The sequence below is a fragment of the Amycolatopsis sp. NPDC114478 genome, assembly GCF_055633805.1.
Genome location: NZ_JBVKDO010000021.1, coordinates 54,068 through 78,408 on the forward strand (window position 1 = coordinate 54,068; position 24,341 = coordinate 78,408).

Annotated in this window: 25 protein-coding genes; 10 read left to right on the top strand and 15 right to left on the bottom strand. The window is 72.0% G+C overall.

Annotated features, from left to right (window positions below):
• The first annotated feature begins 3 nt into the window (after positions 1–3).
• Positions 4–864, top strand: coding sequence for a glycosyltransferase family 2 protein (locus ACZ7OH_RS40910; RefSeq protein ID WP_400900180.1), 861 nt, complete (start codon positions 4–6; stop codon positions 862–864).
• Here ACZ7OH_RS40910 and ACZ7OH_RS40915 read toward each other — a convergent pair.
• A complete protein-coding gene (locus ACZ7OH_RS40915) occupies positions 861–1,328 on the bottom strand; it encodes a hypothetical protein (protein ID WP_470285809.1) in 468 nt (155 codons plus the stop codon). The genes ACZ7OH_RS40910 and ACZ7OH_RS40915 overlap by 4 nt on opposite strands.
• A gap of 141 nt (positions 1,329–1,469) precedes the next feature.
• Here ACZ7OH_RS40915 and manB point away from each other — a divergent pair, with 141 nt between their 5' ends.
• On the top strand, positions 1,470–2,549 hold the full coding sequence (manB, locus tag ACZ7OH_RS40920) for a mannose-1-phosphate guanylyltransferase (RefSeq protein ID WP_470285810.1): 1,080 nt from the start codon (positions 1,470–1,472) through the stop codon (positions 2,547–2,549).
• Positions 2,550–2,551: 2 nt separating this feature from the next.
• On the top strand, positions 2,552–3,448 hold the full coding sequence (locus ACZ7OH_RS40925) for a DNA-3-methyladenine glycosylase family protein (protein WP_470285811.1): 897 nt from the start codon (positions 2,552–2,554) through the stop codon (positions 3,446–3,448).
• Between the two features lie 321 nt (positions 3,449–3,769).
• On the opposite strand, the gene ACZ7OH_RS40930 is transcribed toward ACZ7OH_RS40925, so the two are convergent.
• Genes ACZ7OH_RS40930 through ACZ7OH_RS40955 form a run of 6 tightly spaced genes read right to left on the bottom strand, consistent with a single transcriptional unit; the run spans position 3,770 to position 8,183 of the window.
• Positions 3,770–4,135 carry a GntR family transcriptional regulator gene (locus ACZ7OH_RS40930; protein ID WP_470285812.1) on the bottom strand — a complete coding sequence of 122 codons (366 nt, stop codon included), beginning with the start codon at positions 4,133–4,135 and terminating at the stop codon, positions 3,770–3,772.
• Positions 4,132–4,545: a hypothetical protein gene (locus ACZ7OH_RS40935; RefSeq protein ID WP_470285813.1), complete on the bottom strand. Its 414-nt coding sequence runs from the start codon at positions 4,543–4,545 to the stop codon at positions 4,132–4,134. Before ACZ7OH_RS40935 ends, ACZ7OH_RS40930 begins: the two co-directional genes overlap by 4 nt.
• Before the next feature lie 27 nt (positions 4,546–4,572).
• A complete protein-coding gene (locus ACZ7OH_RS40940) occupies positions 4,573–5,118 on the bottom strand; it encodes an NUDIX hydrolase (protein ID WP_470285814.1) in 546 nt (181 codons plus the stop codon).
• Positions 5,115–6,509 carry a coenzyme F420-0:L-glutamate ligase gene (locus tag ACZ7OH_RS40945; protein WP_470285815.1) on the bottom strand — a complete coding sequence of 465 codons (1,395 nt, stop codon included), beginning with the start codon at positions 6,507–6,509 and terminating at the stop codon, positions 5,115–5,117. The genes ACZ7OH_RS40940 and ACZ7OH_RS40945 overlap by 4 nt, the downstream gene beginning before the upstream one ends.
• Positions 6,445–7,434 carry a 2-phospho-L-lactate transferase gene (gene cofD, locus ACZ7OH_RS40950; RefSeq protein WP_470285816.1) on the bottom strand — a complete coding sequence of 330 codons (990 nt, stop codon included), beginning with the start codon at positions 7,432–7,434 and terminating at the stop codon, positions 6,445–6,447. The genes ACZ7OH_RS40945 and cofD overlap by 65 nt, the downstream gene beginning before the upstream one ends.
• On the bottom strand, positions 7,431–8,183 hold the full coding sequence (locus ACZ7OH_RS40955) for a GNAT family N-acetyltransferase (RefSeq protein WP_470285817.1): 753 nt from the start codon (positions 8,181–8,183) through the stop codon (positions 7,431–7,433). The genes cofD and ACZ7OH_RS40955 overlap by 4 nt, the downstream gene beginning before the upstream one ends.
• A gap of 62 nt (positions 8,184–8,245) precedes the next feature.
• On the opposite strand from ACZ7OH_RS40955, the gene ACZ7OH_RS40960 reads away from it, so the two are divergent.
• From ACZ7OH_RS40960 to dapC, 3 genes are all read left to right on the top strand, one after another.
• Positions 8,246–8,419: a hypothetical protein gene (locus ACZ7OH_RS40960; RefSeq protein WP_400900158.1), complete on the top strand. Its 174-nt coding sequence runs from the start codon at positions 8,246–8,248 to the stop codon at positions 8,417–8,419.
• Positions 8,420–8,528: 109 nt separating this feature from the next.
• The gene (gene fdxA, locus ACZ7OH_RS40965; RefSeq protein WP_003083029.1) at positions 8,529–8,849 is read left to right on the top strand and encodes a ferredoxin; all 321 of its coding nucleotides are present in this window, start codon (positions 8,529–8,531) and stop codon (positions 8,847–8,849) included.
• The gene (gene dapC, locus ACZ7OH_RS40970) at positions 8,846–9,937 is read left to right on the top strand and encodes a succinyldiaminopimelate transaminase (protein WP_470285818.1); all 1,092 of its coding nucleotides are present in this window, start codon (positions 8,846–8,848) and stop codon (positions 9,935–9,937) included. The genes fdxA and dapC overlap by 4 nt, the downstream gene beginning before the upstream one ends.
• A 4-nt stretch (positions 9,938–9,941) precedes the next feature.
• On the opposite strand, the gene ACZ7OH_RS40975 is transcribed toward dapC, so the two are convergent.
• Both ACZ7OH_RS40975 and ACZ7OH_RS40980 read right to left on the bottom strand, forming a co-directional pair.
• Positions 9,942–11,108: an LLM class flavin-dependent oxidoreductase gene (locus ACZ7OH_RS40975; protein WP_470285819.1), complete on the bottom strand. Its 1,167-nt coding sequence runs from the start codon at positions 11,106–11,108 to the stop codon at positions 9,942–9,944.
• 92 nt (positions 11,109–11,200) lie between these two features.
• A complete protein-coding gene (locus ACZ7OH_RS40980) occupies positions 11,201–11,848 on the bottom strand; it encodes a TetR/AcrR family transcriptional regulator (RefSeq protein WP_470285820.1) in 648 nt (215 codons plus the stop codon).
• Between the two features lie 44 nt (positions 11,849–11,892).
• Here ACZ7OH_RS40980 and ACZ7OH_RS40985 point away from each other — a divergent pair, with 44 nt between their 5' ends.
• A complete protein-coding gene (locus ACZ7OH_RS40985) occupies positions 11,893–13,302 on the top strand; it encodes an FAD-dependent monooxygenase (RefSeq protein ID WP_470285821.1) in 1,410 nt (469 codons plus the stop codon).
• Positions 13,303–13,415: 113 nt separating this feature from the next.
• On the opposite strand, the gene ACZ7OH_RS40990 is transcribed toward ACZ7OH_RS40985, so the two are convergent.
• Genes ACZ7OH_RS40990 through ACZ7OH_RS41000 form a run of 3 tightly spaced genes read right to left on the bottom strand, consistent with a single transcriptional unit; the run spans position 13,416 to position 15,793 of the window.
• Positions 13,416–14,345, bottom strand: coding sequence for a CHAD domain-containing protein (locus ACZ7OH_RS40990; protein WP_470285822.1), 930 nt, complete (start codon positions 14,343–14,345; stop codon positions 13,416–13,418).
• Between the two features lie 28 nt (positions 14,346–14,373).
• Positions 14,374–15,357: a 2,3,4,5-tetrahydropyridine-2,6-dicarboxylate N-succinyltransferase gene (gene dapD, locus ACZ7OH_RS40995; protein WP_470285823.1), complete on the bottom strand. Its 984-nt coding sequence runs from the start codon at positions 15,355–15,357 to the stop codon at positions 14,374–14,376.
• A 28-nt stretch (positions 15,358–15,385) separates the two neighbouring features.
• Complete coding sequence (locus ACZ7OH_RS41000; protein ID WP_470285929.1) at positions 15,386–15,793, bottom strand: hypothetical protein; 408 nt, start codon at positions 15,791–15,793, stop codon at positions 15,386–15,388.
• Between the two features lie 44 nt (positions 15,794–15,837).
• On the opposite strand from ACZ7OH_RS41000, the gene dapE reads away from it, so the two are divergent.
• The 3 genes from dapE to ACZ7OH_RS41015 all read left to right on the top strand — a co-directional run bounded on the left by dapE (position 15,838) and on the right by ACZ7OH_RS41015 (position 18,944).
• The gene (gene dapE, locus ACZ7OH_RS41005; RefSeq protein ID WP_470285824.1) at positions 15,838–16,908 is read left to right on the top strand and encodes a succinyl-diaminopimelate desuccinylase; all 1,071 of its coding nucleotides are present in this window, start codon (positions 15,838–15,840) and stop codon (positions 16,906–16,908) included.
• Positions 16,909–17,033: 125 nt separating this feature from the next.
• The gene (locus ACZ7OH_RS41010; RefSeq protein ID WP_470285825.1) at positions 17,034–17,831 is read left to right on the top strand and encodes a DUF3152 domain-containing protein; all 798 of its coding nucleotides are present in this window, start codon (positions 17,034–17,036) and stop codon (positions 17,829–17,831) included.
• 9 nt (positions 17,832–17,840) lie between these two features.
• Complete coding sequence (locus ACZ7OH_RS41015; protein WP_470285826.1) at positions 17,841–18,944, top strand: NADAR family protein; 1,104 nt, start codon at positions 17,841–17,843, stop codon at positions 18,942–18,944.
• Positions 18,945–18,995: 51 nt separating this feature from the next.
• Here the strand turns inward: ACZ7OH_RS41015 and ACZ7OH_RS41020 are convergent, their stop codons facing one another.
• The 3 genes from ACZ7OH_RS41020 to ACZ7OH_RS41030 all read right to left on the bottom strand — a co-directional run bounded on the left by ACZ7OH_RS41020 (position 18,996) and on the right by ACZ7OH_RS41030 (position 24,137).
• On the bottom strand, positions 18,996–20,048 hold the full coding sequence (locus ACZ7OH_RS41020) for a chitinase (protein ID WP_470285827.1): 1,053 nt from the start codon (positions 20,046–20,048) through the stop codon (positions 18,996–18,998).
• Between the two features lie 134 nt (positions 20,049–20,182).
• Complete coding sequence (locus ACZ7OH_RS41025) at positions 20,183–21,787, bottom strand: M28 family peptidase (protein ID WP_470285828.1); 1,605 nt, start codon at positions 21,785–21,787, stop codon at positions 20,183–20,185.
• 85 nt (positions 21,788–21,872) lie between these two features.
• Positions 21,873–24,137 carry a M4 family metallopeptidase gene (locus tag ACZ7OH_RS41030; RefSeq protein ID WP_470285829.1) on the bottom strand — a complete coding sequence of 755 codons (2,265 nt, stop codon included), beginning with the start codon at positions 24,135–24,137 and terminating at the stop codon, positions 21,873–21,875.
• Between the last annotated feature and the right edge of the window lie 204 nt (positions 24,138–24,341).

Below are 24,341 nucleotides of genomic sequence, written 5' to 3' on the forward strand. Positions count from 1 at the left end.
CGGGTGACTGAGCACTCCCGCTATGGCGACGATGTCGGCGTCGTGACCGTGACCTACTTCTCCGAGGACACCATCGAGCGGTTCCTCGACACGCTCGAGAAGGCCACCGAGCGCGAGGTCAAGGTGGTCGTCGCGGACAACGCGTCCGTCGAGGGGGCCCTCGAGAAGGCCACCGCCAACCGGAAGAACGTGCAGCTGCTCAGCATCGGCGAGAACGTCGGCTACGGCACCGCCGCCAACCGCGGGGTCGCCGAGCTCGACGACCGCTACGGCTGGGTCGTCGTCGTCAACCCGGACCTCGAATGGGAGCCCGGGTCGCTCGACGCCCTGCTCGACGTCGCGAGCCGGTGGCCGCGGGGTGGCGCCTTCGGGCCGCTCATCCACGACCTCGACGGCACCGTCTACCCCTCCGCCCGGCTGCTGCCCTCCTTCGGGCGCGGCATCGGGCACGCCGTCTTCGCGAAGATCTGGCCCGGCAACCCCTGGACCAAGCAGTACCGCCAGGAGACCGGCACCCCGGTCGAGCGCACGTCGGGCTGGCTCTCCGGTTCCTGCCAGCTGATCCGCCGCGAGGCGTTCGACTCCGTCGGCGGCTTCGACACGCGCTACTTCATGTACTTCGAGGACGTCGACCTCGGCGACCGCCTCGCCCAGGCCGGCTGGCTGAACGTCTACGCGCCCTCCGCGCGCGTCACGCACGAAGGCGGCCACTCGACGTCGCAGGCGTCGGAGAAGATGCTCAAGGCCCACCACGACAGCGCCTACCGCTACCTCGCCGACCGCCACCAAGGCCTCGCCTGGAAGCCGGTGCTCGCGCTGGCGAAGCTGGGCCTCGCCGTGCGGCTGAAGCTCGAAACCCGCTAGATCCCGTCGAGCCGGCGCGAAAGGTCGGACTTGCCGTTCGTCTGCGTCACCGTCGGCACCAGGCCGGTGTCTTCCGGGTCCGGCTCCTTCAGCGGGCTCGTGATCGGCTCGGCCTGGGGCCGGCGCGCGAGCGGCGTGGTGATCGGCGGCGTGGGCAGCGGGGTCGTCCGCGACGGCGTGCTCAACGGCGTCGTCGCCTGCGGGCGGCGGCCACCGCGGGCCTCCAGCCGCCGGGTCGGGGACGCCCCGGCCAGCGGGTGGTCGTTCTCCTCGATCAGCGACGCCGGCAGCTGCGTGGTCGTGTCGGGGTCCTGGCTGCGGTCGAGCCCGTCGATCTGCGCCCGGGGTATCTGCTGGGTGTTCGACGAGTCCATCGGTGACGTCGCGCTGTCGGGTGTCACGACGAACACACCGCGCGCTTGGGCTCGTGCGAGCAGGGCGTCCGCCCGATCGCGGGGGTCCATCCCCTCGGCCTCCCGACTGACCCGGGGCCCTCTGGGGAAAGGCCCGCCTGTTTCCTGTCTAGGGTAGGCCCTCCGGGCGACCTCCGTCAGGGTTTCCCGCGGCTTGTCGCTCAGCGGTGCGTGATACAGGAGGAGATTTCCGTGACGTCCGAGGTCGAGATCGACGCCGTCGTGCTGGTCGGGGGCAAGGGCACGCGCCTGCGGCCACTGACCCTTTCGGCACCGAAGCCGATGCTCCCGACGGCCGGGACGCCGTACCTGAGCCACCTGTTCTCCCGCATCCGCGAGGCCGGGATCCGGCACGTCGTGCTGGGCACGAGCTACCGTGCGGAGGTGTTCGAGGAGTACTTCGGCGACGGCAAGTCGATCGGTCTGAACCTCGAGTACGTCGTCGAGGAGGAGCCGCTCGACACGGCGGGCGCGATCCGGAACGTCTACGACAAGCTGCGCGCCGAGCACGTGATCGTCTTCAACGGCGACATCATCTCCGGCTCCGACCTCGGCGAGCAGCTGCGCGTGCACCGCGAGTCCGAGGCCGACGTCACGCTGCACCTGCAGCGCGTGCCCGACCCGAGCCGGTTCGGTTCGGTGCCGACCGACGAAACCGGCCGCGTCCAGGCGTTCCTCGAGAAGACGCCGAACCCGCCGACCGACCAGATCAACGCCGGCTGCTACGTCTTCCGCCGCCCGGTGATCGAGGCGATCCCCACCGGGCGCCGGGTTTCGGTCGAGCGCGAGACGTTCCCGCAGCTGCTGGAGCAGGGCGCGCACATCCACGGCTTCGTCGACGCGTCCTACTGGCTGGACGTCGGCACGCCGGAAGCGTTCGTGCGCGGGTCGGCCGACCTGGTGCGGGGCGTGGCGCCGACGTCGGCGCTGCCCGGCCGGCCCGGCGACTTCCTGGTGCTCGACGGCGCTTCCGTCGCCGAAGACGCCCACCTGTGCGGTGGTTCGACCATCGGCGGCGGCGCGGTCGTCGGCTCCGGCGCGAAGATCGACGGCTCGGTGCTGTTCGACGGCGCGGCCGTCTCCGAGGGCGCGATCGTCGAGCGTTCCGTGCTCGGGCACGGCGCGCGCGTCGGCGCCGGCGCGGTGCTGCGCGGGGTCGTGCTGGGCGACGGCGTGTCCGTCGGCGCCGGTTGCGAGCTCCTCGACGGGGCCCGGGTCTGGCCGGACACCGTGCTGCCCGACGGTTCCGTCCGCTTCTCCAGCGACGCGTAGCGATGTTCTGGCGTCCCGCGTTCGAGGTCGACTTGGGCAGCGTCCTGAGTCCGCTGAAGCGCGGGCGCGGGTCGCTCAACATCCTGACCGACGAGCGCGGGATCACGTGGCTGGCGTCGAACACGCCGGACGGCCCGGGCACGCTGGCGCTGCGCCGCCTCTCCGACGGCCGGATCGAGGCGGCGGCCTGGGGCGACGGCGCGGACCGGCTGCTCACCGGCGTCCCGGCGCTGCTGGGCGCGGACGACGACGATTCGGAGTTCGTCGCGCACCACGACGTCGTCGCGCGCGCCCGGCGGGAGAACCCGGGGCTGCGGCTGGGCGCGACGGGCGTGGTGTGGGACTGGCTGGTGCTGGCGGTGCTGGAGCAGAAGGTGACCGGCAAGGAGGCGATCCGGTCGTGGGCCGAGCTGTGCCGCCGGTTCGGCACGCCGGCGCCCGGGCCGGGCCCGGAGCGGCTGCGCGTGCCGCCGACGCCGGTGGCGCTGCGGTCGTTGCCGGACTGGCACTGGCACCGCGCGGGCGTCGACATCAAGCGCCGCACGGCGTTGCTGAACGCGGCGCGGGTGGCACACCACTTGGAGCGCGCGGTCGAGCTGCGCGGGCTGGCGGGCCGGCACCTGCTTCGGAACGTCCCGGGCATCGGGGTGTGGACGGCGGCGGAGGTGGCGCAGCGCGCGTGGGGCGACCCGGACGCGGTCAGCTTCGGCGACTACAACATCCCGTCGATGGTGGGCAACGCGGTGCTGGGCGCGAAACTCGACGACCCGGGGATGGCGGAGGTGCTGGCACCGTATGCGCCGCAGCGGCAGCGAGCGGTGCGGTACCTGGAGGCGGCGGGTCATCGGCGGCCACGGTTCGGGCCGAGGATCGAGCTGCGCGACTACCGCGCGATGTGAAGCCGAAGTTACTCTTGCGCGGGCGGGAGGCTTACTGCTGCGGGGAATAGCCGCTCTGCTGGGGCGGGAGGCTTGCCGCGGGCGGGAGGTTTTGCTGCTGCGGGGGATAGCCGCTCTGCTGGGGCGGGAGGCTTGCCGCGCGCGGAAGGTTTACTGCTGCGGGGGACAGCCGCCCTGCTGGGGCGGGAAGCCTTACTGGGGCGGGTAATCCGGCTGCTGGCCCGGGTAGCCCTGCTGCGGCGGATACCCCGGCGGGAGCTGCTGCCCCGGATAACCCTGCCGCGGCGGGTAACCCGGGTACTGCTGCGGCGGCTGCTTCGTTCAGCCCCTTCCTTCGTCGAGCGCCGCGCGGATGATCGCCAGCGCCTCGGCGTCGTCCAGGCCGAGCTTGCGGGTGAGGTCCGCGTAGCCGGCCGCCGCCTGCTGGGCTCGGCGGCGGCTCTGGTCGCCCGCCGCCGCGACGAAGCTGCCCGCGCGGCCGCGCGTCTCGATCAGGCCCGCCTCCTCCAGCTCGCGGTACGCGCGGGCCACCGTGTTCGGCGCGATGCCCAGCTCGGCCGCCAGGGCGCGGACCGTGGGCAGCTTCGTGCCGACCGGCAGGCTCCGGTCGTTGATCCGCGTCGCGAGCCCGGACCGCACCTGTTCGAACGGCGGGACCGGCGAAGCGCTGTCGAAGGGGATGATCACCAGCTCTGCGGACCCGCTCCCGGACCCGGCGGGCGCTGCCCGTACTGCCCCTGCGGAACCGGCTGCGACGGCGGGAAGCCCGGCTGCTGCGGCGCGAACCCGGCCTGCGGCGCGGGGAACCCAGCCGACCCCGGCTGCGGCGGGAACCCGGCGGTCCCCTGCGGCGGCGGCGCGAACCCACCCGGCGGCGGGGCGAACCCCTGCTGCGGCGGGAAGTTCTGCTGCGACGGGAACTGCCCGCCCTGCTTCATCGCCTCTTCGCGGCGCATCTTCGACACCCGCACCACCACGACGATCACGAACACGATGATCGCCAGGATCAGCAGGCCGACGACGATGTAACCGAACACCCCGCTGCCGCCACCCCCGCCCGAGTGGAAGTGCACGCGCTGCGGAAACTGCGTAGCCATGTGGTCCCTCCCTGTCCACACCCCAGGCTAGTGCCCGGCACCGACAGGAACGGCCGCTTTCACCAGATCGGCGAGATCCTCCGACCCCGCCGGCAGCGCGTCCACCGGCCACCACCGCAGGTCGTCGGACTCGTCGCTTCGCACCGGCGAAGCCCCCGCCGGGGCGTGCACCGCGAACCGGACGTCGAAGTGCCGCGTCGGCACGCCCAGCGAGCACGTGATCGGGTGGACGTCCAGGTGCACCGGCTCCGGCGCGATCCGCAGCCCCTCGATGCCGGACTCCTCGGTGGCTTCACGCAGCGCCGCATCGGCCAGCGAAGCGTCCGCGGGCTCGCAGTGCCCGCCGAGCTGTAGCCACCGGCCGACCCGGGGGTGCAGCGTCAGCAGCACCTGCGTCCCCGTGTGGTCCAGGACCACGGCCGACGCCGTGAGGTGCCCGGCCGCGCACGACCGCCGGCAAGAGTCCTCGCGCGCCGCCAGGAACCCCAGGAACGCCTGGCGCAGGGACTCCTGGGAGGCGAGAGCAGGCCGCCACGAACCCAGCGTCGCGACGGCTTCCGCGTGCAGGCTCACAGCTCCAGCAGCCCCTCTCCGGGCGTGATCGGCCCGCGCGGGCCGGGATCCGACGCCGGGACGCCGATCGCGACCGAACCCAGCGGCTGCCAGCGCTCGTCGAGGCCCAGGACGTCCCGGACGATGTCGGCGGCGAAGATCGTCGACCCGATCCAGCACGAGCCGAGCCCTTCGGCCGCCAGCGACACCAGCAGGCCCTGCACCGCGGCGCCGCCGGCGACGGTGAACATCGTCTTCTCGCAGTCGTTGCGGCGCCCGTCGCGGTAGGTGTGCGCGCCGTCCGGGACCAGGAATGGGATGACGACTTCCGGGGCCCGGTAAAGGATGTCGCCGCGGCTGAGCCGCTTCGCGATCTGCTCCGGCGTGAACTCGTCGCGTTCCAGGTCGGCCCGCCACGACTCGCGCATCGCGTCGAGCAGCTTGTGCCGCAGGCCGGGATCGCGCAGCCAGACGAACCGCACCGGGTGCGTGTGGTGCGGCGCGGGCGCGGTCAGCGCGGACGCCACCGCCCGGCGCATCGCGGCCGGGTCGACCGGCTCGTCCGCGAACTGCCGCACCGACCGCCGCGACGGGACGGCCGCCCGCCGCCCCTGTTCGAGGGCCTCGTTCGTGCCCAGCCGGAAGAGGTCCTCCTCCAGCGGGCGGACCAGGTCGCGGGCGGTCGAGCCGTCGTCCTCCAGGAAGAGCCCGCGGACGACGGCGACCGGCGTCCCGCCGAGCTTGCCCTTGACCAGGTCGGCGGCCGCGGCCAGCTCGTCGGCGATCGCGACCTCGGTGACGGCCAGCTCGTTGCCCTGCCCGTCGACCTCGCCGCGGTAGGCGTGCAGCACGCGCAGCCCGGACGAGCCGATCGCGGCGTCGGTCTGCCCGACCCGCCACGCGCGGCCCATCGTGTCCGTGACGACCACCGCGACCTCGACGCCCAGCCGCTCGCGCAGCCCGTTGCGCAGTGCCAGCGCCGACGCGTCCGGGTCGGCCGGCAGCAGCGCGACCTCGTCGCCTTCGACGTTCGACGCGTCGATGCCCGACGCCGCCTGCACGATCCCCAGGTGGTTCTGGGTGATCACCGTGCGCGCGATCCGCGCGACCACCCGGATGGCTTCGCGCTCGACGAGCTTCCGGCGCTCGGCGTCGCGGACCTCGGGGTCGGCGGGCACCTTGACGAGCCTGCCCTCGGCCTTCGAGACGATCTTGCTGGTCACGACCAGGACGTCCCCCGACCGCAGCCACGGCGCGGCCTTGACGATCGCGCCGGTCAGGTCGTCGCCGGGGCGGAACTCCGGCAGCCCGGTGACGGGCAGGATCTCCAGCTTGGCGGAAGCGTGGTCAGTCAACGGGGGCTCCCGCCAGTTCCAGGGCGGCCCGGGCCATCGCCGCGGTCGCGTCCACATCGGACATCAGCAGCGGGACGTCGCGGACGGTCACGCCCGGCACGTCCGCCGTCTCGCCTTCGGCGATCAGCCAGCCGTCGAGCACGCCACCGTCCTTGCGCGAGCCGTAGTGCCGGCCAACCGCCTCCGCCGACGTCTCGACGCCGATCGCGGTCAGGCACGCGTCGGCCATGCCGCGCAGCGCCTTCCCGCCGATGATCGGCGACACCCCGACGACTCCGGCGGACGTCTTGCGCAGCGCGTCCCGGACCCCCGGCACGCCCAGTACGGTCCCGACCGAGACCACCGGGTTCGACGGCGCGAACAGCACGGCGTCGGCCCCGGAGATGGCGTCGAGCACGCCCGGCGCCGGCTTGGCCTCCTCGGCCCCGACCGCGACGATCGAGTGGGCCTTCGGCTCGGCGCGGTAGCGCACCCACCACTCCTGGAAGTGCACGGCCTTCTGCTGGCCGTCCTGCTCCGGGTCGTCGATCACGACGTGCGTCTCGACGCGGTCGTCGGACATCGGCAGCAGCCGGACGCCGGGCTGCCAGCGGTCGCACAGGGCCTCGGTCACCGCCGAGAGCGGGTAGCCCGCGCGCAGCATCCGCGACCGGATGAGGTGGGTGGCGATGTCCTTGTCGCCGAGGCCGAACCACGTCGGCTCGGCGCCGTAGGCCGCCAGCTCCTCCTTGACGACCCAGGTCTCGCCCGAGTGCCCCCAGCCGCGCTCGGAGTCGATCCCGCCGCCCAGGGTGTACATGCAGGTGTCCAGGTCGGGGCAGATCCGCAACCCGTGCATCCAGACGTCGTCGCCGGTGTTGACCAGCGCCGTCACCTCGTGCTCGGACTCCGAAGCACCTTCCGGTGCCATGCCCAGCGCTGCCTTGACACCCAGCAGGAAGCGGGCCCCGCCCACTCCGCCGACCACTACCACGATCTTCACGACGTCGAATCCTCGCACGAGCCGGGTGCGGGCACCCAGTACCGGTATCTGTGGTGCGGGGCGTAGCCGAGCCCCGCGTAGAGCGCGAGCGCACCCGCGTTCCCCTCCGCCACCTGCAACACCGCCTGGTCCGCCCCGTGTTCCGCACCCCACGTGTGCAGGGCGCCCATCAGCGCTTTCGCGAGCCCGCGGCGGCGGAAAGCCGGGTCGACCTCGAGGCGGCCGACGTGCAGCCAGCCGTCGACCAGGGCGCCGCGCACGACGCCGGCCGTGGCGCCGTCGAGCGTCGCGACGCCGTAGCCGACCTTCCCGCCGGTCAGGACGCTCCGGGCGGCCGGGTTGTCCTCGCCGGGCCCGAGCGTCAGCGCCCACCACTCCGGCGTCGGCTCGTCGTGCACCTCGACGCCGTGGGCCGGGGACGTGCCGGTCAGCGGGGTCGTGAGCACGACGACCTCGTGGCCGCGGTGGTGGCGCGTCGCCTGGAACCAGCCCTCGGCGACGACCGCGCGCTCGTTCGGGCTGTCGCGGATCACCTGCACCATCGGCTGGATCGCCCGATCGTGGGCGAAGTCACACACCGCGCGCAGGGCGTCCGGGACCGGCCGGCCGGGGTCGCCGACCGCGAGCGCGCTGTTCGCGCGGCCCGTGAAGCCCCCTGCCCAGCGCAATCGCCAGTCCTTGAGGGGTTCCTCGACCAGCGGCGGCCATGCTCTGCTGCAGACGATTTCCAGCGCCTCGGGTGCGTTCACGACTAGATTGTGACCGAGGCAGTGACCGGCGCGGAGCGGATTTCCCCGAGGAGGAGGTGGCCGTGGGCATCCAGCGCAAGGACGAGCGGCACAACGAGAAGCTCGTCGACGAGATCTCCGAGGGGTTCAACCGGGCCGTGGGGGAGAAGGAGACGGAGGACGAGGCTCCGAAACCCCGCTTCGTCATCACCGGCGACGCCCGGGCCACCCCGCCCCCGCGCCGTCGGCAGAGGTGAGCGCCATACCCCGGGTATGGCTAAGGCTTGCCTCACCAACCGAACGGGTGGCCGAACCGCGTAGTGTCGGCCACGACTGGCTGTTTGCAGAGAAAAGCAGGAGTGCGCAGTGACCTACGTGATCGCCGAGCCCTGCGTCGACGTGCTCGACAAGGCGTGTATCGACGAGTGCCCCGTGGACTGCATCTACGAGGGCGAGCGGATGCTGTACATCCACCCGGACGAGTGCGTCGACTGCGGCGCCTGCGAGCCGGTCTGCCCGGTCGAGGCGATCTACTACGAGGACGACGTCCCGGACAACTGGTCGGACTACACCAAGGCCAACGTCGACTTCTTCGACGAGCTGGGCTCGCCCGGCGGCGCGTCCAAGGTGGGCAAGACCGCGCACGACCCGGCGTTCATCAAGGCGCTGCCCCCGCAGGGCGAATGAGCCCGGTCGCGCTGCCCGACTTCCCCTGGGATTCGCTCGCCGAGGTCAAGGCCACGGCGAGCGCGCACCCCGGCGGGGTGGTCGACCTCTCCATCGGCACGCCGGTCGACCCGGTCCCGGCCGGCATCCGCGACGCGCTCGCGTCGGTCTCGGAGATCCCGGGCTACCCGACCACGCACGGCATCCCGGCTCTGCGCGCGGCGGCCATCGCCGCCCTCGGCCGCCGGCACGGCGTCACCGGCATCGAGCCGGACGCCGTGCTGCCGACGATCGGGTCGAAGGAGGCCGTGGCCTGGCTGCCGCGCCTGCTCGGCTTCGGTCCCGGCGACCTGGTGGTCATCCCGGAGCTGGCCTACCCGACGTACGAGGTCGGGGCGCTCCTGGCGGGCGCGTCGATCCTGCGCGCCGACAGCACGGTCGCCCTCGGCCCGCAGAAGCCGGCCATGATCTGGCTGAACTCGCCGTCCAACCCGACCGGTCGCGTGCTCCCGGTGGAGCACCTGCGCAAGGTGGTCGAGTGGGCGCGCGAGCGGGACGTCGTGGTGGTGTCCGACGAGTGCTACCTGGCGCTCGGCTGGGAGACCGAACCGCTGTCGATCCTGCACCCGGACGTCTGCGACGGCCGCACCGACGGCCTGATCTCGGTGCACTCGCTCTCGAAGTCGGCGAACCTGGCCAGCTACCGGGCCGGTTTCCTGACCGGTGACCCGCGGCTGGTCAAGCAGCTGCTCGACGTCCGCAAGCACGCGGGCATGATCGTGCCGCGCCCGGTCCAGGAGGCGATGGTCGCCGCCCTGACCGACGATGAGGCGTTGGCCGCCCAGCGCGAGCGGTACGCCCGGCGCCGGCTGTCGCTGCGGAAAGCGTTGCAGGACAACGGCTTCCGCATCGACCACTCCGAGGCGGGCCTGTACCTGTGGGCGACGCGCGACGAGGACGCCTCGGCGACGGTCGAATGGCTGGCCGACCGCGGGATCCTGGTGGCGCCGGGGACGTTCTACGGCCCGAAGGGCGGCAAGCACGTCCGGGTCGCCTTGACCGCGACCGACGAGCGCGTCGACGCGGCTGTGGAGCGCCTGTCCGCCTGAGCGGTCAGCCGGCCAGCCGGAGCGGCTTCTTCGTCGCGGCGAAGAGGCCGGGCGCGACGTCCTGGGCCATCGCGGCCGCGGACTCCCAGGCCAGCTCGTGCGCCGTGCCGACGCCGCCGCAGAAGAGCATGAACCGCGAAAGCCCGGCCGCGCGCAGGGCGGTCAGCTTGTCCCGGACCGTCTCGACCGACCCCACGAGGGCGAACGGGTTCTCGAGGTAGGCCCCGGCCGGGGCTTCGAGGACCGCGCGCAGCCCCGTTTCCTCCCGGTCGGCCAGTGCTTCCAGCGACGTTTCCCCGGGTGCGCCGCCGGCTACGCGGGAAAGGTGTCCGGCCGAGGCTTCGATGTGCCGGACAAAGCCGTCGCGGACCATTCCGGCCGCTTTCCGGTCGGTCTCGGCGATCACCGTGAAGCAGCTCACCGCGATGTTCGCCATCGTCAGGTCGTGGCCGTTTTCGCCGCCGATTTCCAGGTAGCGGTGCAACCGCGGCAGCATTTTCGCGATGCTCATCGGCGCCATGCCGCCGGCCGTGGGCGTGATGTTCAAGCCGGTGAACACGCCCCAGCCGCGCCGGGCCGCGGCGGCCAGGGAGCCGTCGCTGGTCGCCGCCACCCAGAGCGGCACGCGGGGCTGCGCCGGCCGCGGCCAGGCGGTGACCTTCGCGGTCTCGACGCCGGGGGTGAACGCGGCGGTGGCCGGGGTGAGGTCGGCCCGGGCGACGGGGTGGTCGTAGCCGTTGAGCACGCCGTCGATGAGGTCGACCGCGTGCTCGTGGGCGGCGCGGTCGCCGTGCCGGCCGAGGCCCACTTCGAGCCGTCCGCCGGAGATGACGTCGATCATGGCGAACTGCTCGGCGAGCTGGACCGGGTGGTGCAGCAGCGGGAGGTTGACGCCGGAGAGGATCCGCGCGCGGCTGGTCCGGGCGGCGATCGCGGCCATCAGGATGTTCGGGTGCGGGCACGGCGAAGACGGCCCGAAGTGCTCCGGCAGGCTGACGGCGGCGTAGCCCAGCCGTTCCGCTTCTTCGCAGTGCGAGAGGTAGTTTTCATACAGCCGGACACCGAGCGCGGGGTCCCATTCTTCGGGCGCGCGTGATCCCGGCGGGCTGTAGGTCAGGTTGTCCCAGTAGACGAACTTGACGATTTCCGGGTTTTCGCTGAACGCGCTCATACGACGGTTTCCCCTCGATTTCCGGAATGGGACGTCCTCCCATTGTCCCGGCCGCGCGGGATCGGTCATCCTCCGTCGTGCCCCGAACGCGGTCAGTAGTCCCGGCCCGTGAAGCCCCGGTAGACGAACCGGGTGAGCGCCTCGACCGCCTCTTCGTCGGTCGGCGGGGTCCACCCGGCCGGCGGCGGGTCGAGCAGCCACATCTGCGCGAAGCTGTCGACCAGCTGGTACATCATCGCGATCGAGAGTTCCGTGCTCGCCGGCAGCCGCAGCCCGGCGGCCGTCACGTGCGCGAGGTGGCCGTCCAGGTCCGCGCCCTGGTTCGCGCCGAAGCTCGCCAGCGTGCGGGCGAACGCCTCGTTCACCATCGCCGCCTGGCGCAGCGCCTGCATCGTCGCCGCGTGTTCCTTGTAGAAGTCCCAGTACTGGGCCACGTGCCAGCGCACGGCCGCCGGGTCGCTGAAGTCCGAGAGGTGGTCTTCGGAGGTCGCGCTCTCGTCGCCGGACGCCGCGATGTCGGCCAGGAGCGCCTCGAGCAGCTCCTCCTTGCCCGCGAAGTGGTTGTAGAACGACCCCGCGGCCCGGCCCGCCTCGGCGGTGATGTCCGTGATCTTGGTGTTCAGGTAGCCCTTGCGCGCGAACACGCGCCGGGCGGCCGCCTTCAGCGCGGCCTCGGTCTCCGCGGCCTTCTCCTTGCGGTTCACCGGCACCTCCTTGACGCGGGACGCTAGCAGTGTCATTCTGAATCCAGATTCACTGAATCACAATTCACTGGGAGGGTGACATGGACACACGGGTGCTGATCGCGGGGGCCGGACCGACCGGGCTGACGCTGGCCATCGAGCTGGCGCGGCGGGACGTCGCCGTCCGGATCATCGACAAGGCCGAGACGTTCTTCGCCGGCTCGCGCGGCGACGGGCTCCAGCCGCGGACCCTGGAGGTATTCGAAGACCTCGGCGTGCTGGACGCGGTGCTGGCGCAGGGGGCCGCGCCGGTGCCGATGCGGATCCACGTCGGCGGCGAGGTCGTCGGCGAGCGGATGGTGTTCGACGTGGTCGACCCGACGCCGGACCGGCCGTACCCCACCGGCTGGTTCCTCGGCCAGTCGCAGACCGAGAGCGTCCTGCGCGACCGGCTGGCCGAGTTGGGCGTCCACGTCGAGCTGGCGACCGCGCTGACCGGCTTCGAGCAGGACGCCGACGGCGTCACGGCCACGCTGAGCACGGGGGAGACCGTCCGGGCCGAGTACCTCGTCGGCGCCGACGGCGGCAAGAGCTTCGTGCGCAAGGCGCTGGGGATCGCGTTCGAGGGCAGCACCGACGAGTCGATCCGGATGCTGCTCGGCGACGTCCACGCCGAAGGCCTCGACCGCGGCTACGGGCACTGGTTCGGCGCACCGGACGACCCCATGCGCGGCATGATGTTCAGCCCGCTGCCGGGCACGCCGTGGTTCCAGTTCGGCTCGCCGCTGGGCGACGGCGACCTCGACACCGAGACGGCGCTGCCGGCGATCCAGGCACGTCTCGACGCGCTGAGCGGCGGCGGGATCACGCTGTCGGACCTGGCGTGGTCGACGGTGTGGCGGCCGAACGTCCGGCTGGCGGCTCGGTTCCGCGACGGGCGCGTCTTCCTGGCCGGCGACTCCGCGCACGTCCACCCGCCGACCGGCGGCCAGGGCCTGAACACGGGCGTCCAGGACGCCTACAACCTGGGCTGGAAGCTCGCGGACGGCTCGCCCGAGCTGCTCGACAGCTACGAGGCCGAGCGCCGGACGGTGGCGGCGCGGGTGCTCGGGGTCTCGACCGGACTGATGCAGAAGTACGTCGACGGCGACGAGGACGCCCACCACCGCGGCGAAGAGACGCAGCAGCTGGACATCGGCTACCGCGGCGGCCCGCTGGCCCCGGCCGGCACGGGGATCCTCCAGCCCGGCGACCGCGCGCCGGACTCACCGCTGATCGACGCGAACGGCAAGCGAGTCCGGCTGTTCAAGCTGTTCGCCGGCCCGCACGCGACGCGCCTCGTCTTCGGCGACTGCCCGGCGGAGGGGTACCGGATCCTGCCGGCGGGGAGCGTGGCGACGGGCACGGATTTGGTCGACGACGGCGGCCACGCGTACGCGGCCTACGACGTGAAGCCGGGTGCCGAGGTGCTGGTCCGCCCGGACGGTTACGTCTGGTCGATCACGGCCTGAGGTGCCTCGCCCTCTCGGCTGGGCAGGTGAGCTTGGGCGGCCGGGCGGCGTCGATCGCGGCCCCGGGCGGTGCGGCAGGTCGTGCGGGCCTCGGCGCGGCGGATCGGCTCGGGTCAGGCGTGCAGGGCCTTCGCGGCCGCGTCGACCTCGGCCCACGCGTCTCGCCAAGCCGCGCGGGCCTCGGCGCGGCGGGCCAGCTCGCGCTCGGCGATGCGGCCGGCGACGAACCCCATCTCGCCGTCCGCCGTGGCCAGGACCGTGCGCATCCGCTCGGCCGCGATCACCGCGTCCTGGTGGTCGCCCAGCACCGTCTGGAAGTCCTTCGTCGCCTTGATCAGCGCCTTGATCCGCTTCGCGCGCTTCTTCTTCGCCGACGTCTGGGCGAGCTCCGCCGCGTACCGCAGCTTCTTGCCGTGGATGCGCAGCGCGTGCAGGTCGTCGTCCGGCGGGTCCGCCGGCAGCGCGCGGACCGCCTTGGCCAGCTTGCGGTGCGGTTTCGCCAGCCCCGTCACCAGGTCGTGCGGCTCGCCCGGCGCCTCGCCGGACGCCCGGGTCAGCAGGCTGACCTCCTGCAGCAACGTCGAATACCGCGCGCTCGACAGCGCCCGCGTCAGCCGCCGCTTGGCTGCCGCGCGCTCGGTGACGAACCGGGACACCAGCCGACGGCCGGCCGGCTGGTCGCGGACCTCGAAGTCGGCGATGACCTCGCGCAGGTGCCCGATCAGGACGTCGTGGTCGCGCACCTCGCCGAGCGACTGCCCGAGCCAGCCCAGCTCCGCGCGCACCGGCTCGGCGCCGTCCCCGACCAGCTCGCCCGACAGCTTCAGCACGCTGCGCATCCGCCGCAGCGCGACGCGCATCTGGTGCAGGTCCTCGGGGTCGGCGCCGGAGCGCGTCCCGGCTTCGTGCGCGAGCAGGGCGCGGATCTCCCGGTCGAGCTTCGCGCGCACGTGGTGGACCGCCGGATCGGCCGGGCCCACCTCGACCGGGAGCTCCGGCAGGCCCAGCTCCGCCGGGGTTCGAGGCAACGATTCGGTGGTCACCTCATGAATACTAAGTGAACGAACAGCCTCAGTCGTTCGCGTGCAGCATCGAGTTCAGCTCGACGCCGGAGCCGGTCCGCGGCACGACCTCGACCGCGCCGGTCGCCGAGTTGCGGCGGAAGACCGCGCCCGTGATGCCGTTCAGCTCGCGGGCCTTGACGACCTTGCCCTCGACGACGACCTTCGTCCCCGCCGTGACGTACAGGCCCGCCTCGACGACCGTGTCGTCGCCCAGCGAGATCCCGACGCCGCCGTTCGCGCCGATCAGGCAGCGCTCGCCCAGCGAGATCGTCTCCTTGCCGCCGCCCGAGAGCGTGCCCATGATCGACGCGCCGCCGCCGACGTCCGAGCCGTCGCCGACGACCACGCCGGCCGAGATCCGGCCCTCGACCATCGACGCGCCGAGCGTGCCGGCGTTGAAGTTCACGAAGCCCTCGTGCATCACGGTCGTGCCGGACGCCAGGTGCGCGCCGAGCCGGACGCGGTCCGCGTCGCCGATCCGGACGCCGGACGGCAGGACGTAGTCGACCATCCGCGGGAACTTGTCGACGCTGTAAACGGTCACCGCGCCGCGCGAGCGCAGCCGCAGCCGGGTCGTCTCGAAGCCTTCGACCGGGCACGGGCCGTGGTTGGTCCACACGACGTTGGCCAGCAGGCCGAACATGCCGTCGAGGTTCTGGCCGTGCGGGCGGACCAGCCGGTGCGAGAGCAGGTGCAGCCGCAGGTACATGTCGTGGGTGTCCGCGGGCGCGTCGGCGAGCTTGCCGATCGTGGTGCGGACGGCGACGACCTCGACCCCGCGGTCGGTGTCCGGGCCGAGCAGCGCCGAGGCGGCTTCGCCGAGCAGCTCGGTGGCCTCTTCCGCGCTCAGGCGCTCGGTGCCGGGCGTGCCGCCTTCGGTCAGCTTCGGGTGCGGGTACCAGGTGTCGAGGACCGTCCCGTCGGTCGCGACGGTGGCCAGCCCGACGCCGCTGGCGCCGGTCGTTTCGGGGTTCGGGCTCTGCTCGCTCACGCCCGACACGGTAGTCGAGTGACGCGGATCAACCACTCGTGGGCCGCGCGTCTACCTGCTTCTTCAGGTCCCCGAGCGCGCCGGCGATGTCGACGAGCGCCTGGGTGCAGGGGCCACCCGGGTCGGGGACGGTCGTGCAGCCCGCGCTCCGGAAGGCCTTCACGGCGGTGTCGAGCTTGGCCGCTTCGGCGACCAGTTGCGGGTCGCGGTCGTTCGCGCGCTTGCGGGCCGTGCCGGGGACGTTGCCGACCTCCGTGACGTACTTCTCACAGCCCTTCGGCAGCTGGGTGCGCGGGCTCGCGTAGCACTGGTCGACGGTCAGCGCGTCGAGCTTCGTCGGGAGCGCGTCCGGGCCCGGCTCGCCGCCCTGCTTGGGCGTCGGACCTGCTTCGCCGCCGCAGCCGGACAGGACCAGGACCAGCACCGCGCCGCCCACGGCGACTCCGAACCTACGCACACCCTCACGGTAGCGTGCCGGGCATGAGCCTCGACCTGCACGCCGACCCCGTCGACCTGACCGCCGCGCTCGTGGACACCTTCAGCGTGTCGGGTTCAGAGGCCGAAATCGCGGCGGCGGTGCAGAAAGCGCTTCAGGAGCAGGCATCCCACCTCGAGGTGGTCCGCAACGGCGACGCCGTGCTCGCGCGCACGAACCTCGGCCGCGCGTCGCGGGTCGTGCTCGCCGGGCACCTGGACACCGTGCCGGAAAACGGCAACCTGCCTTCGCGGCGCGAAGGCAGTGGCGACGACGAGGTCCTGCACGGCCTCGGCACGGTCGACATGAAGGGCGGCGACGCGGTCTTCCTGCACCTCGCGGCGACGCTGGCCGAGCCCAAGCACGACGTCACGTTCATCTTCTACGACAACGAAGAGGTCGAAGCGGTCAAGAACGGCCTCGGCCGGATCGAGCGCGAGCTGCGGGAGTGGCTGGCGGGCGACCTGGCGATCGTCGGCGAGCCGTCGAACGGCGTGATCGAGGCCGGCTGCCAGGGCACGATGCGCGTCGAGCTGCGGCTGTCCGGCAAGCGCGCGCACACGGCGCGGGCGTGGATGGGGGAGAACGCGATCCACGCGCTGGCCGAGCCCCTGCGGCGGCTGGCGGAGTACGCGCCGCGGATCGTCGACATCGACGGGCTGACCTACCGCGAAGGCCTCCAGGCGACGTCGATCGCCGGCGGGGTGGCGGGCAACGTGGTCCCGGACGCGGCGGTGCTGACGGTCAACTTCCGCTTCGCTCCCGACCGTTCGCCAGAAGCGGCCGAGCGGCACCTGCGCGAGGTGTTCGACGGGTACGAACTGTCCGTTGTGGACCTTTCCCCGGGAGCGCTGCCGGGATTGTCGGCCCCGGCGGCGGCCGAGCTGGTGACGGCGGCGGGCGGCCGCGCGGCGGCCAAGCTGGGCTGGACGGACGTGGCGCGCTTCGCGGCGTTGGGCATGCCGGCGGTGAACTTCGGCCCGGGCAACCCGACCTTGGCGCACACGAAGCAGGAGAACGTGCGGACCGCGGAGATCCGGCAGGTGGCCGAGGTCCTGCGCAAGTTCCTCAGCTGACGCTGTGGCCGTCGTCACACCCGGGTGCCCTGAACTGCGGTGACGCTGCGCCACCGGGTGTCACCGCAACTTTTCGGGGCGCCGGGCCGTACTCCCCGGTGAAAGCCGCGCACCCGGGAGGACCCATGCCGAAAACCGCCAGACGGGCCGCCGCCGTCGGCGCGCTCGTGCTGGCCGTGGCCGGGGTGCTCACCGCCTGTGAACAGCAGCCCGTCGCCGCGCCCGCGGCCGGGCCCGTTCTCACCGACATCGGGGACGCCACCGCGCTCCCGCCGCCGCCCGCCGAAAAGCCGCAGCAGCCGGTGGCGCAGGCCGCGCAGCAGATCACCTTCCCGCGCACCGGCTCGGGCCAGTGGATGTTCACCCCCGGCAGCACCGAAGTGGCCGGCACTCAGGGCACGCTCATGCGCTACCGGATCGCGCTTGAAACCGACATCGACGGCGTCGGGCCCGCCGCGTTCGCCAAGGCCATCCGCGGCATCCTCGGCGACCCGCGCGGCTGGACCGGCGGCGGCGAGTGGCGGCTGCAGCAGGTCGGCCCGGACGACGACGCCGACTTCACCATCTACCTGGCCACCCCCGCCAGCCGTGACAAGCTGTGCGGCGGCTCCCCGGACGGCTACACCTCCTGCCGCAACGGCAGCAACGTCGTGCTCAACGTCGCCCGCTGGGCCAACGCCGTCCCTGACTACGGGGCCCCGCTCGACGTCTACCGCCAGTACATGGTCACCCACGAGACCGGGCACCGGCTCGGCCACGGCCACGAGCTGTGCCCGGGCGCGGGCCGGCCGGCGCCGGTGATGGAGCAGCAGACGCTCGGGCTGCACGGCTGCGTCCCGAACCCGTGGCCGTTCCCGAACGGCCGCGAGTACGCCGGCCCGTCAGGCGAGTACAACGACCCGATCCCGGCCGGCGACTCCTAGGCTTGCCGCATGCCGGACACCACTCCGACCTGGCGCCCCGTCGAGGGCGACGTCGTTCAGGGGCGGCAACGCCTGATCTTCGTCCGCGAACACGACAAGTGCATCCTGACCACTCTCGCCGTCTACGCCGACGGCGTCGTCGCCTGGCCGTGGGAGACGACCGACTTCGACGGCCTTCGCACCGCATTCGCCGACGGCACCCTGACCCTGACCCCACCCGAGGACGCGAGGGTCATCGTGAACGGCACCGCCGCCGGCACCGCGCGGCTGGAGTCCTGGTTGACGCCCGAACTCCTCATCGCGGACCTCTCCGACGAGGTGGATCGGCTCAACGACCGGCCGGATTCCTCCGGGCGCTGCCGGGACGCACTGGTCGCGTACGCCGCCGAGCCGAGCGCCGCCAACCTGGAGATCGTCCGCGAGCGGTACCACGCGGTGCCCGAACACCGGCGGATCTACCTGCTCGGTGACATGGACCAGAACGACGTGCCGGTGCGGATCCTGCTTGCCGGAGTGGGCGAGACGATCCCCGCCCGGGACCCGGACCGCACCATCACCGTGACGCCGGAGATGCAGGAGTGGGCGCTGGAGTACTTCCGCCGCGGCGAGCGCGGTGTCGCCGAGTCGCGGCAGCGGAACGCGGCGGACGGGCCGGAGACAGCGGGCGCGATCCCGCTGCGGATCGACGTCGGGGTCTACCCGACCGGCTGGCCGGAGCCACCGGGCCCCGAGGTGTTGCAGATCGACTACCCGGCACCGGTGGTGCACGACGGCCGGGAGTACCGGACGGTCATGCACGCTTACTGGGCGCTGTCCACCGACGACGCCGCCTGGCACGATCGGATCGCCGCCGTCGAACTCGGCCGCGAAGCCCGGATCCTCGCCGAGCGGGCACCCCGCCGGGGCGGCTGGTCCGCGGTGCGGCTCGGGGTGATGGCCGCGCTCCTGCGGGACAAGTTCGACCGGCATCCGGCGATGGCACGGTGCCTGACGGAAACCGGCGACGCCCGGCTGCTCTACGGCGATTGGGGTTCGCGGTACTGGAGCTCCAGCGGCGCCAACTGGGTGGGGCGCCTGCTGGAGCTGGTGCGGTCGGAACTCGCGGGACGCTGATCGGGACCACCGGCCCGGAACGAGTCCGGGCCGGTGCTCGGGTGGTGCGGGTCAGCGGCCCTGCAACGACTTGACGTTGTTGCCGAACGTCCAGCCCTTCGAGCCGTCCCAGTTGATCGACCAGTCCATCAGGCCCTTCAGCCCCGGAACCGACCGCCACGCCTGGGAAACCAGGCTCGGCGCCATGTACCCGCCACCCGCGCCGGGCTGCGCCGGCAGGCCCGGGACCTGCTTGTCGTACGGTACGCGGATCGTCGTGCCCTGCACGACCAGGCCGTTGTTCAGGCACTGCGTCTGGACGGTGAAGCCCTGCACGGTCCCGGCCTGGTACGAATCGCCGGAGCAGCCGTACATCGAGCCGTTGTAGTACTGCATGTTCAGCCACCACAGGCGGCCGTTGTCCGCGTACTTCTTGATGATCGGCAGGTACGCGCCCCAGATCGAGCCGTACGTGATGCTGCCGCCGGTTACGTACGCGGTCTCCGGCGCCATCGTCAGCCCGAAGCCCGCCGGCATCTGCGCGAGCACGCCGTCGATGATCCGGATCAGGTTCGACTGCGACGCCGACAGCGTCTTGATGTTGCCGCTTCCGGTCAGCCCGGTCTCGATGTCGATGTCGATCCCGTCGAAGTTGTACTGCTTCAGGATCGGCACGACCGTGGCGACGAACTTGTCGGCCACCGCCGACGACGACAGGTCGATACCAGCGGCCGCGCCGCCGATCGACAGCAGGATCGTGGCGCCCGCGGCCTTCGCCGCGCACATCTCGGCCGGCGTCGACACCTTGACCCCGGCGTCCATCCCGTTCTCCCACAACACGGTCCCGTCGGACCGGATCACCGGGAACGCGGCGTTGAGGACGTTGTAGCCGTGCTGGGCCATGCGGCTGTCGGTGATCGGCACCCACCCCATGCCGGGGTGGACGCCGTTCGCGGCGCCGTCCCAGTTCTCCCAGTACCCCTGGAGAACTTTGCCGGCGGGCCGCGGTTTCACCGCGCACGTGTCGGCCGGCACCGCCCCCTGCGCGGGGGCCGACACGAGCAGCGGGACGGCCAAAGCCGCTGCCAGAAGGGTTCCGAACAGGCGGTTTCTGCGACCGGACATACCGATTCCCATCGTCGTTGAGGGCGAACGCGGCGTGTCCGATCACGATATGGGCCGCGGGGAACCGGTGACTACCTACGAACGGGTGGTCTAGACAACCTGGGGCGCCCGGCGAAGGGCGCCCCAGGCCGGGGTCAGACGGTCAGCGTCCAGGAGGACAGGTATCCGGTGTCGGCCGGGCCGACGTCGCGGATCCGCAGCTGCCAGGCGCCGTTCGCGGCCTCTGAAGAGGCGTTGACGGTGTAGGTGGTGTCGAGGTTCGGCGTCGAGTCGCTGCTCGAGTTCTTCAGCCGGTACGCCGTGCCGTCCGGGGCGACGAGGTCGATGACCAGGTCACCGCGGTAGGTGTGGGTGATGTGCACCTCGACCTTGGTGGTGCTGGACGCGTTTCGCGTGCAGCCGCCGACGGTCGCGGTGCTGTTCACGGCGGCGCCCGGGTGGTCCGGGATGTCGAGGCGCGTCGAGTTGGTCACCGGCGCGCACGACGACGTCCCGACGCCGAGCGAGAACGACGCCGTGTGGTCGACGTTCGCGCCGTCCCCGGTCACGGTGATCGGGAACATGCCGGCTGGCGTCGAAGCCGACGTCGAGATGGTCAGCGTCGAGGAGCCGCCGGAGGAGATCGTCGCCGGGCTGAACGACGCCGTCGCGCCCGCGGGCAGGCCCGAGGCCGACAGCGAGACGGACTGCGCGCTGCCGGACGTCGTCGTGGTGTTCACCGCGACCTGCAGCGACTGTCCCGGTTGGACGGTCCCGGCGGTGGGGTTGAGCGCGACGGAGAAGTCGTTGCCCTGCGTGGTGGCGACGGCCAGCTTCCAGAGCGCGTACCCGATCGCGTCCGAGTTCTTCTCCAGCGGGGTGTCCGGGATGTTGGCCGTCGTGTCGCACGCGCGGTGGTAGCAGTTGTCGAACGGCGAACCCGCGGTGCCGCCCCACTTCTGCGCCTGCGCCGAGCTCTTGATGTCGCCGGCGCCGGTCGCGAGGCCGCCGACCGGGATGCCCGCGCTCTTGAAGGACGCGTGGTCGGAACGCCCGTCGCCTTCGCTGTCGCCCTCGGTCTGGATGCCGATGGAGGAGAAGTACTCGTCGAAGATCGCCTTGACCGAAGCGACGTCGTCGTAGACGAAGTAGCCCCAGTTCTTCGAGCCGATCATGTCGAAGTTGAGGTAGGTCTTGATCTTCGTGCGCTCGCTGCTCGGCAGGTTGTTGACGTAGTACTTGGAGCCGACCAGTCCGGACTCCTCGTCGGCCCACCAGGCGAACCGGACGCGCTTGGCCATCGCCGGGTTGGTGCGCGCCAGCGTCAGCGCGGTCTCGAGGATCGACGCGCTGCCGGAGCCGTTGTCGTTGATGCCGGGACCGGCGCTGACGCTGTCGAGGTGCGCGCCGAGCATGATGACCTGGCTCGCGTCACCCTGCGGCCACTCGGCGATCAGGTTCTGCGACTGGCCGATGCAGCTCGTGCACGTCTGGCGGGTCGTGGTGAAACCCGCGTTCTTGAGCAGGTTCTCCACATAGGACACCGATGCCGCGTAACCCGCGCCGCGCGGCGAGCGCGTGCCGCCGTTGTTGTCGGCGATGGTCTGCAGCTGGTTGAGGTGGGTCTTGATGTTGGCCAGGGAGATGTCCGGCGCGGCGAGCGCCGTGGCGGGAGCGGCGGTGGCCGCTGGCGCGCTGACAACGCCCAACACGGCCGCCAGGGCGGTGACCCCGGCGCCGATCTTGCTCTTCCACTTCATGGCGGTGAATTCCTTCGGTGGGGGTTGGGGAGAACGACCGTGAAGGCCGCACCGGGCTGGTGCGGCCTTCACGGGGTCGGGAGTGCTACACGGTCAACGTCCAGGAGGACAGGTAACCGGTGTCGGCGGGGCCGACGTCTCGGATGCGGAGCTGCCACGCGCCGTTCGCGGCTTCCGAAGAAGCGTTCACGGTGTAGGTGGTGTCGATGTTCGGGGTGGAGTCGCTGCTCGAGTTCTTCAGCCGGTAGGCGGTGCCGTCCGGCGCGACCAGGTCGAGGACCAGGTCACCGCGGTAGGTGTGGGTGATGTGCACCTCGACCTTGGTGGTGCCCGACGCGTTGCGCGCGCAGCCGCTGACGGTGCTGGTGCTGTTGACAGCGCTCGCCGGGTAGTCCGGGATGTTCAGCCGCGTCGAGTTGGTCGCCGGGGCGCACGACGAGGTGGTCCCGACGGTCAGCGTGTACTGCGCCGTGTGGTCGGTGGTGGCCCCGTCGGCGGTGATCGTGATCGGATAGCTGCCGGTCGGGGTCGACGACGTCGTCGCGATGGTCAGCGTCGAGGAACCGCCGGACTGGATGGTCGCCGGGCTGAACGTCGCCGTCGCGCCGGCCGGGAGACCGGACGCGGACAGCGTGATCGACTGCGCCGCGCCGGAGGTGATCGCGGTGCTGACCGTGGTGGTGGCCGAGGCGCCCGGCTGCACCGAGCCCGAAGCCGGGTTCAGCGCCACCGAGTAGTCCGCGCCGCCGCCGCTGCACGACGCCGGCTCACCGGTCGCCGCCGTGACGGAGACGGCGTCCCACGCGGCCTTGGTCGCGTTGTACTCGGTGCAGCTGCCCGGGAAGAGCGCGATCGCGGCTTCGAGGGTCGCCTTGCGGGCGGCCTTGTGGTTCCACGACGAGGTCTTCTTCAGCAGGCCGTTGTAGAAGATCTTGCCGGCCTTCTGGATGCCGACGCCGGTGACGCTGGAGTTGTTGCAGGTCGGGCTGGCGGGCTTGCCGCCACCCGGGTTCGAGCCCTCGGCCAGCAGGTAGAACCAGTGGTTCTGCGGGCCGGCGGCCGCGTGCACCTCGGTGCTCGGGATCGACGACGAGTAGCAGTTCGGGTCGCCGACCTTCGACGGCTGGTACATGTAGCGGATCGGGCCCTGGCCGACCAGGTTGACGCCCTCGCCGACCTCGTAGTCCGGGGTGTCCTTGGCGTTGTTCGCGTACGCCTCGGTCAGCGCGCCGAAGATGTCACCGGTCGACTCGTTCATGCCGCCGTTCTCGTTGCCGGAACCGGCACCGCCCGGGGTGAACTGGAAGATGCCGTGGCCGAACTCGTGGCCGACGACGTCCATCGAGGTGGCCTGGCGCTGGTTGTCCTGCGAATGCCCGAAGTGCGTCGACGAGCCGTTCCAGTAGGCGTTGACGTCGGCCAGGCCGACGGACGCCGGGTAGCCGGTGCCGCTGCCGTTGATGCCGTTGCGGCCGAGCCAGTCGGCGAGCATCTTCCACTCGGTCTGGACGCTGTAGAGGACGTCGACGCAGCCGGTCTCCAGGTCCGTGCCGGAGCCGTTGCCCCAGTTGTTGTCCGGTCCACTGTAGACGGAACCGCCCTCGCGGCCGCAGCTGATGCCGGTGCGGCCCGGGTCGCGCAGCGTGTACGTGCTGCCCGACTGCGTGGTGTCGATGGAGACGTTGCCGACGTAGTAGCTGTTGCCGGTGCCGGCCACGTTCACCGTCGCGGGCTGGGCCTGGGTGCGGGCACCCGAGGCGAACGTCTTGACGTCGTCGCGCTTGTCGAGCACGGCGCCGGTCGCCGCGTCGACGAACACGTGCAGGTTGCTCGGTGCCGTGGCGGTGCGCCCGGCGACGACGACCTCGTACGCGAGCTTCGGGCTCGCCCCGGCCAGCACGACCCTCTCCGGCGTGCTCACACTGTCCACAGTGGGCAGTTGAGCGCGCGCGGTGGCCGCGGCCTTCGCGGCGTCGAGCGCGGCCTGCGTCCCGACGGTGATCGGGGCGGTCTCGGCGGCGCTGGTCCCGCGGACGCGCCCGGCCCCGTCGGCGACGACGACCGCGTCCCCGCCCACGACCCGCAGGCCCTGGTAGGTGCGCTGGTAGGCGCCGTAGAAGAGGCCACCGCCGCCGGCCGTGAGGCCGACGCGCTGGAAGGCTTCGGCGGGACCGCGCTTGAGCGCGTCCAGGCCCGAAGCGGCCGCTTGGTCGGCGGCGCGGGCGGCGGCGACGTCCGGGGCGGCGGGCTGGGCCGCCGGGGACGCGCTCGCCGGGGCCACCGGCAGCGCGAGCGACAAGGCGAGCCCGGCGGCGGCCGCCAAGCCCGTTCTGAACCCACGATGGGTCATCGAGGTCTTCCTTCCACGAAGGATGGTTGTGGTGAAGGAAAAGGGGGACGTGTCCCGGGGATCAACAGCAGGTATGCGTCCGGACGAATCCGAGTAAAGGATCAGCGGTTCCGGGCGTCAATGCGCCGAACGGACCAACGCCGCGTTCAGGATTAGCCGGGCAATTCGTACAAACCCCGCCGGTGCTGGGGATTCGCCCCGCGT

What these genes read in the sequence shown, in the direction of transcription:
- ACZ7OH_RS40915 (WP_470285809.1), bottom strand. Translation starts at nt 1,328, where the DNA reads ATGGACCCCCGCGATCGGGCGGACGCCCTGCTCGCACGAGCCCAAGCG.
- ACZ7OH_RS40925 (WP_470285811.1), top strand. Translation starts at nt 2,552, where the DNA reads ATGTTCTGGCGTCCCGCGTTCGAGGTCGACTTGGGCAGCGTCCTGAGT.
- ACZ7OH_RS40935 (WP_470285813.1), bottom strand. Translation starts at nt 4,545, where the DNA reads ATGGCTACGCAGTTTCCGCAGCGCGTGCACTTCCACTCGGGCGGGGGT.
- ACZ7OH_RS40945 (WP_470285815.1), bottom strand. Translation starts at nt 6,509, where the DNA reads ATGTGGACGCGACCGCGGCGATGGCCCGGGCCGCCCTGGAACTGGCGG.
- dapC (WP_470285818.1), top strand. Translation starts at nt 8,846, where the DNA reads ATGAGCCCGGTCGCGCTGCCCGACTTCCCCTGGGATTCGCTCGCCGAG.
- ACZ7OH_RS40975 (WP_470285819.1), bottom strand. Translation starts at nt 11,108, where the DNA reads ATGAGCGCGTTCAGCGAAAACCCGGAAATCGTCAAGTTCGTCTACTGG.
- ACZ7OH_RS40980 (WP_470285820.1), bottom strand. Translation starts at nt 11,848, where the DNA reads ATGACACTGCTAGCGTCCCGCGTCAAGGAGGTGCCGGTGAACCGCAAG.
- ACZ7OH_RS40985 (WP_470285821.1), top strand. Translation starts at nt 11,893, where the DNA reads ATGGACACACGGGTGCTGATCGCGGGGGCCGGACCGACCGGGCTGACG.
- dapE (WP_470285824.1), top strand. Translation starts at nt 15,838, where the DNA reads ATGAGCCTCGACCTGCACGCCGACCCCGTCGACCTGACCGCCGCGCTC.
- ACZ7OH_RS41010 (WP_470285825.1), top strand. Translation starts at nt 17,034, where the DNA reads ATGCCGAAAACCGCCAGACGGGCCGCCGCCGTCGGCGCGCTCGTGCTG.
- ACZ7OH_RS41015 (WP_470285826.1), top strand. Translation starts at nt 17,841, where the DNA reads ATGCCGGACACCACTCCGACCTGGCGCCCCGTCGAGGGCGACGTCGTT.
- ACZ7OH_RS41020 (WP_470285827.1), bottom strand. Translation starts at nt 20,048, where the DNA reads ATGTCCGGTCGCAGAAACCGCCTGTTCGGAACCCTTCTGGCAGCGGCT.
- ACZ7OH_RS41025 (WP_470285828.1), bottom strand. Translation starts at nt 21,787, where the DNA reads ATGAAGTGGAAGAGCAAGATCGGCGCCGGGGTCACCGCCCTGGCGGCC.
- ACZ7OH_RS41030 (WP_470285829.1), bottom strand. Translation starts at nt 24,137, where the DNA reads ATGACCCATCGTGGGTTCAGAACGGGCTTGGCGGCCGCCGCCGGGCTC.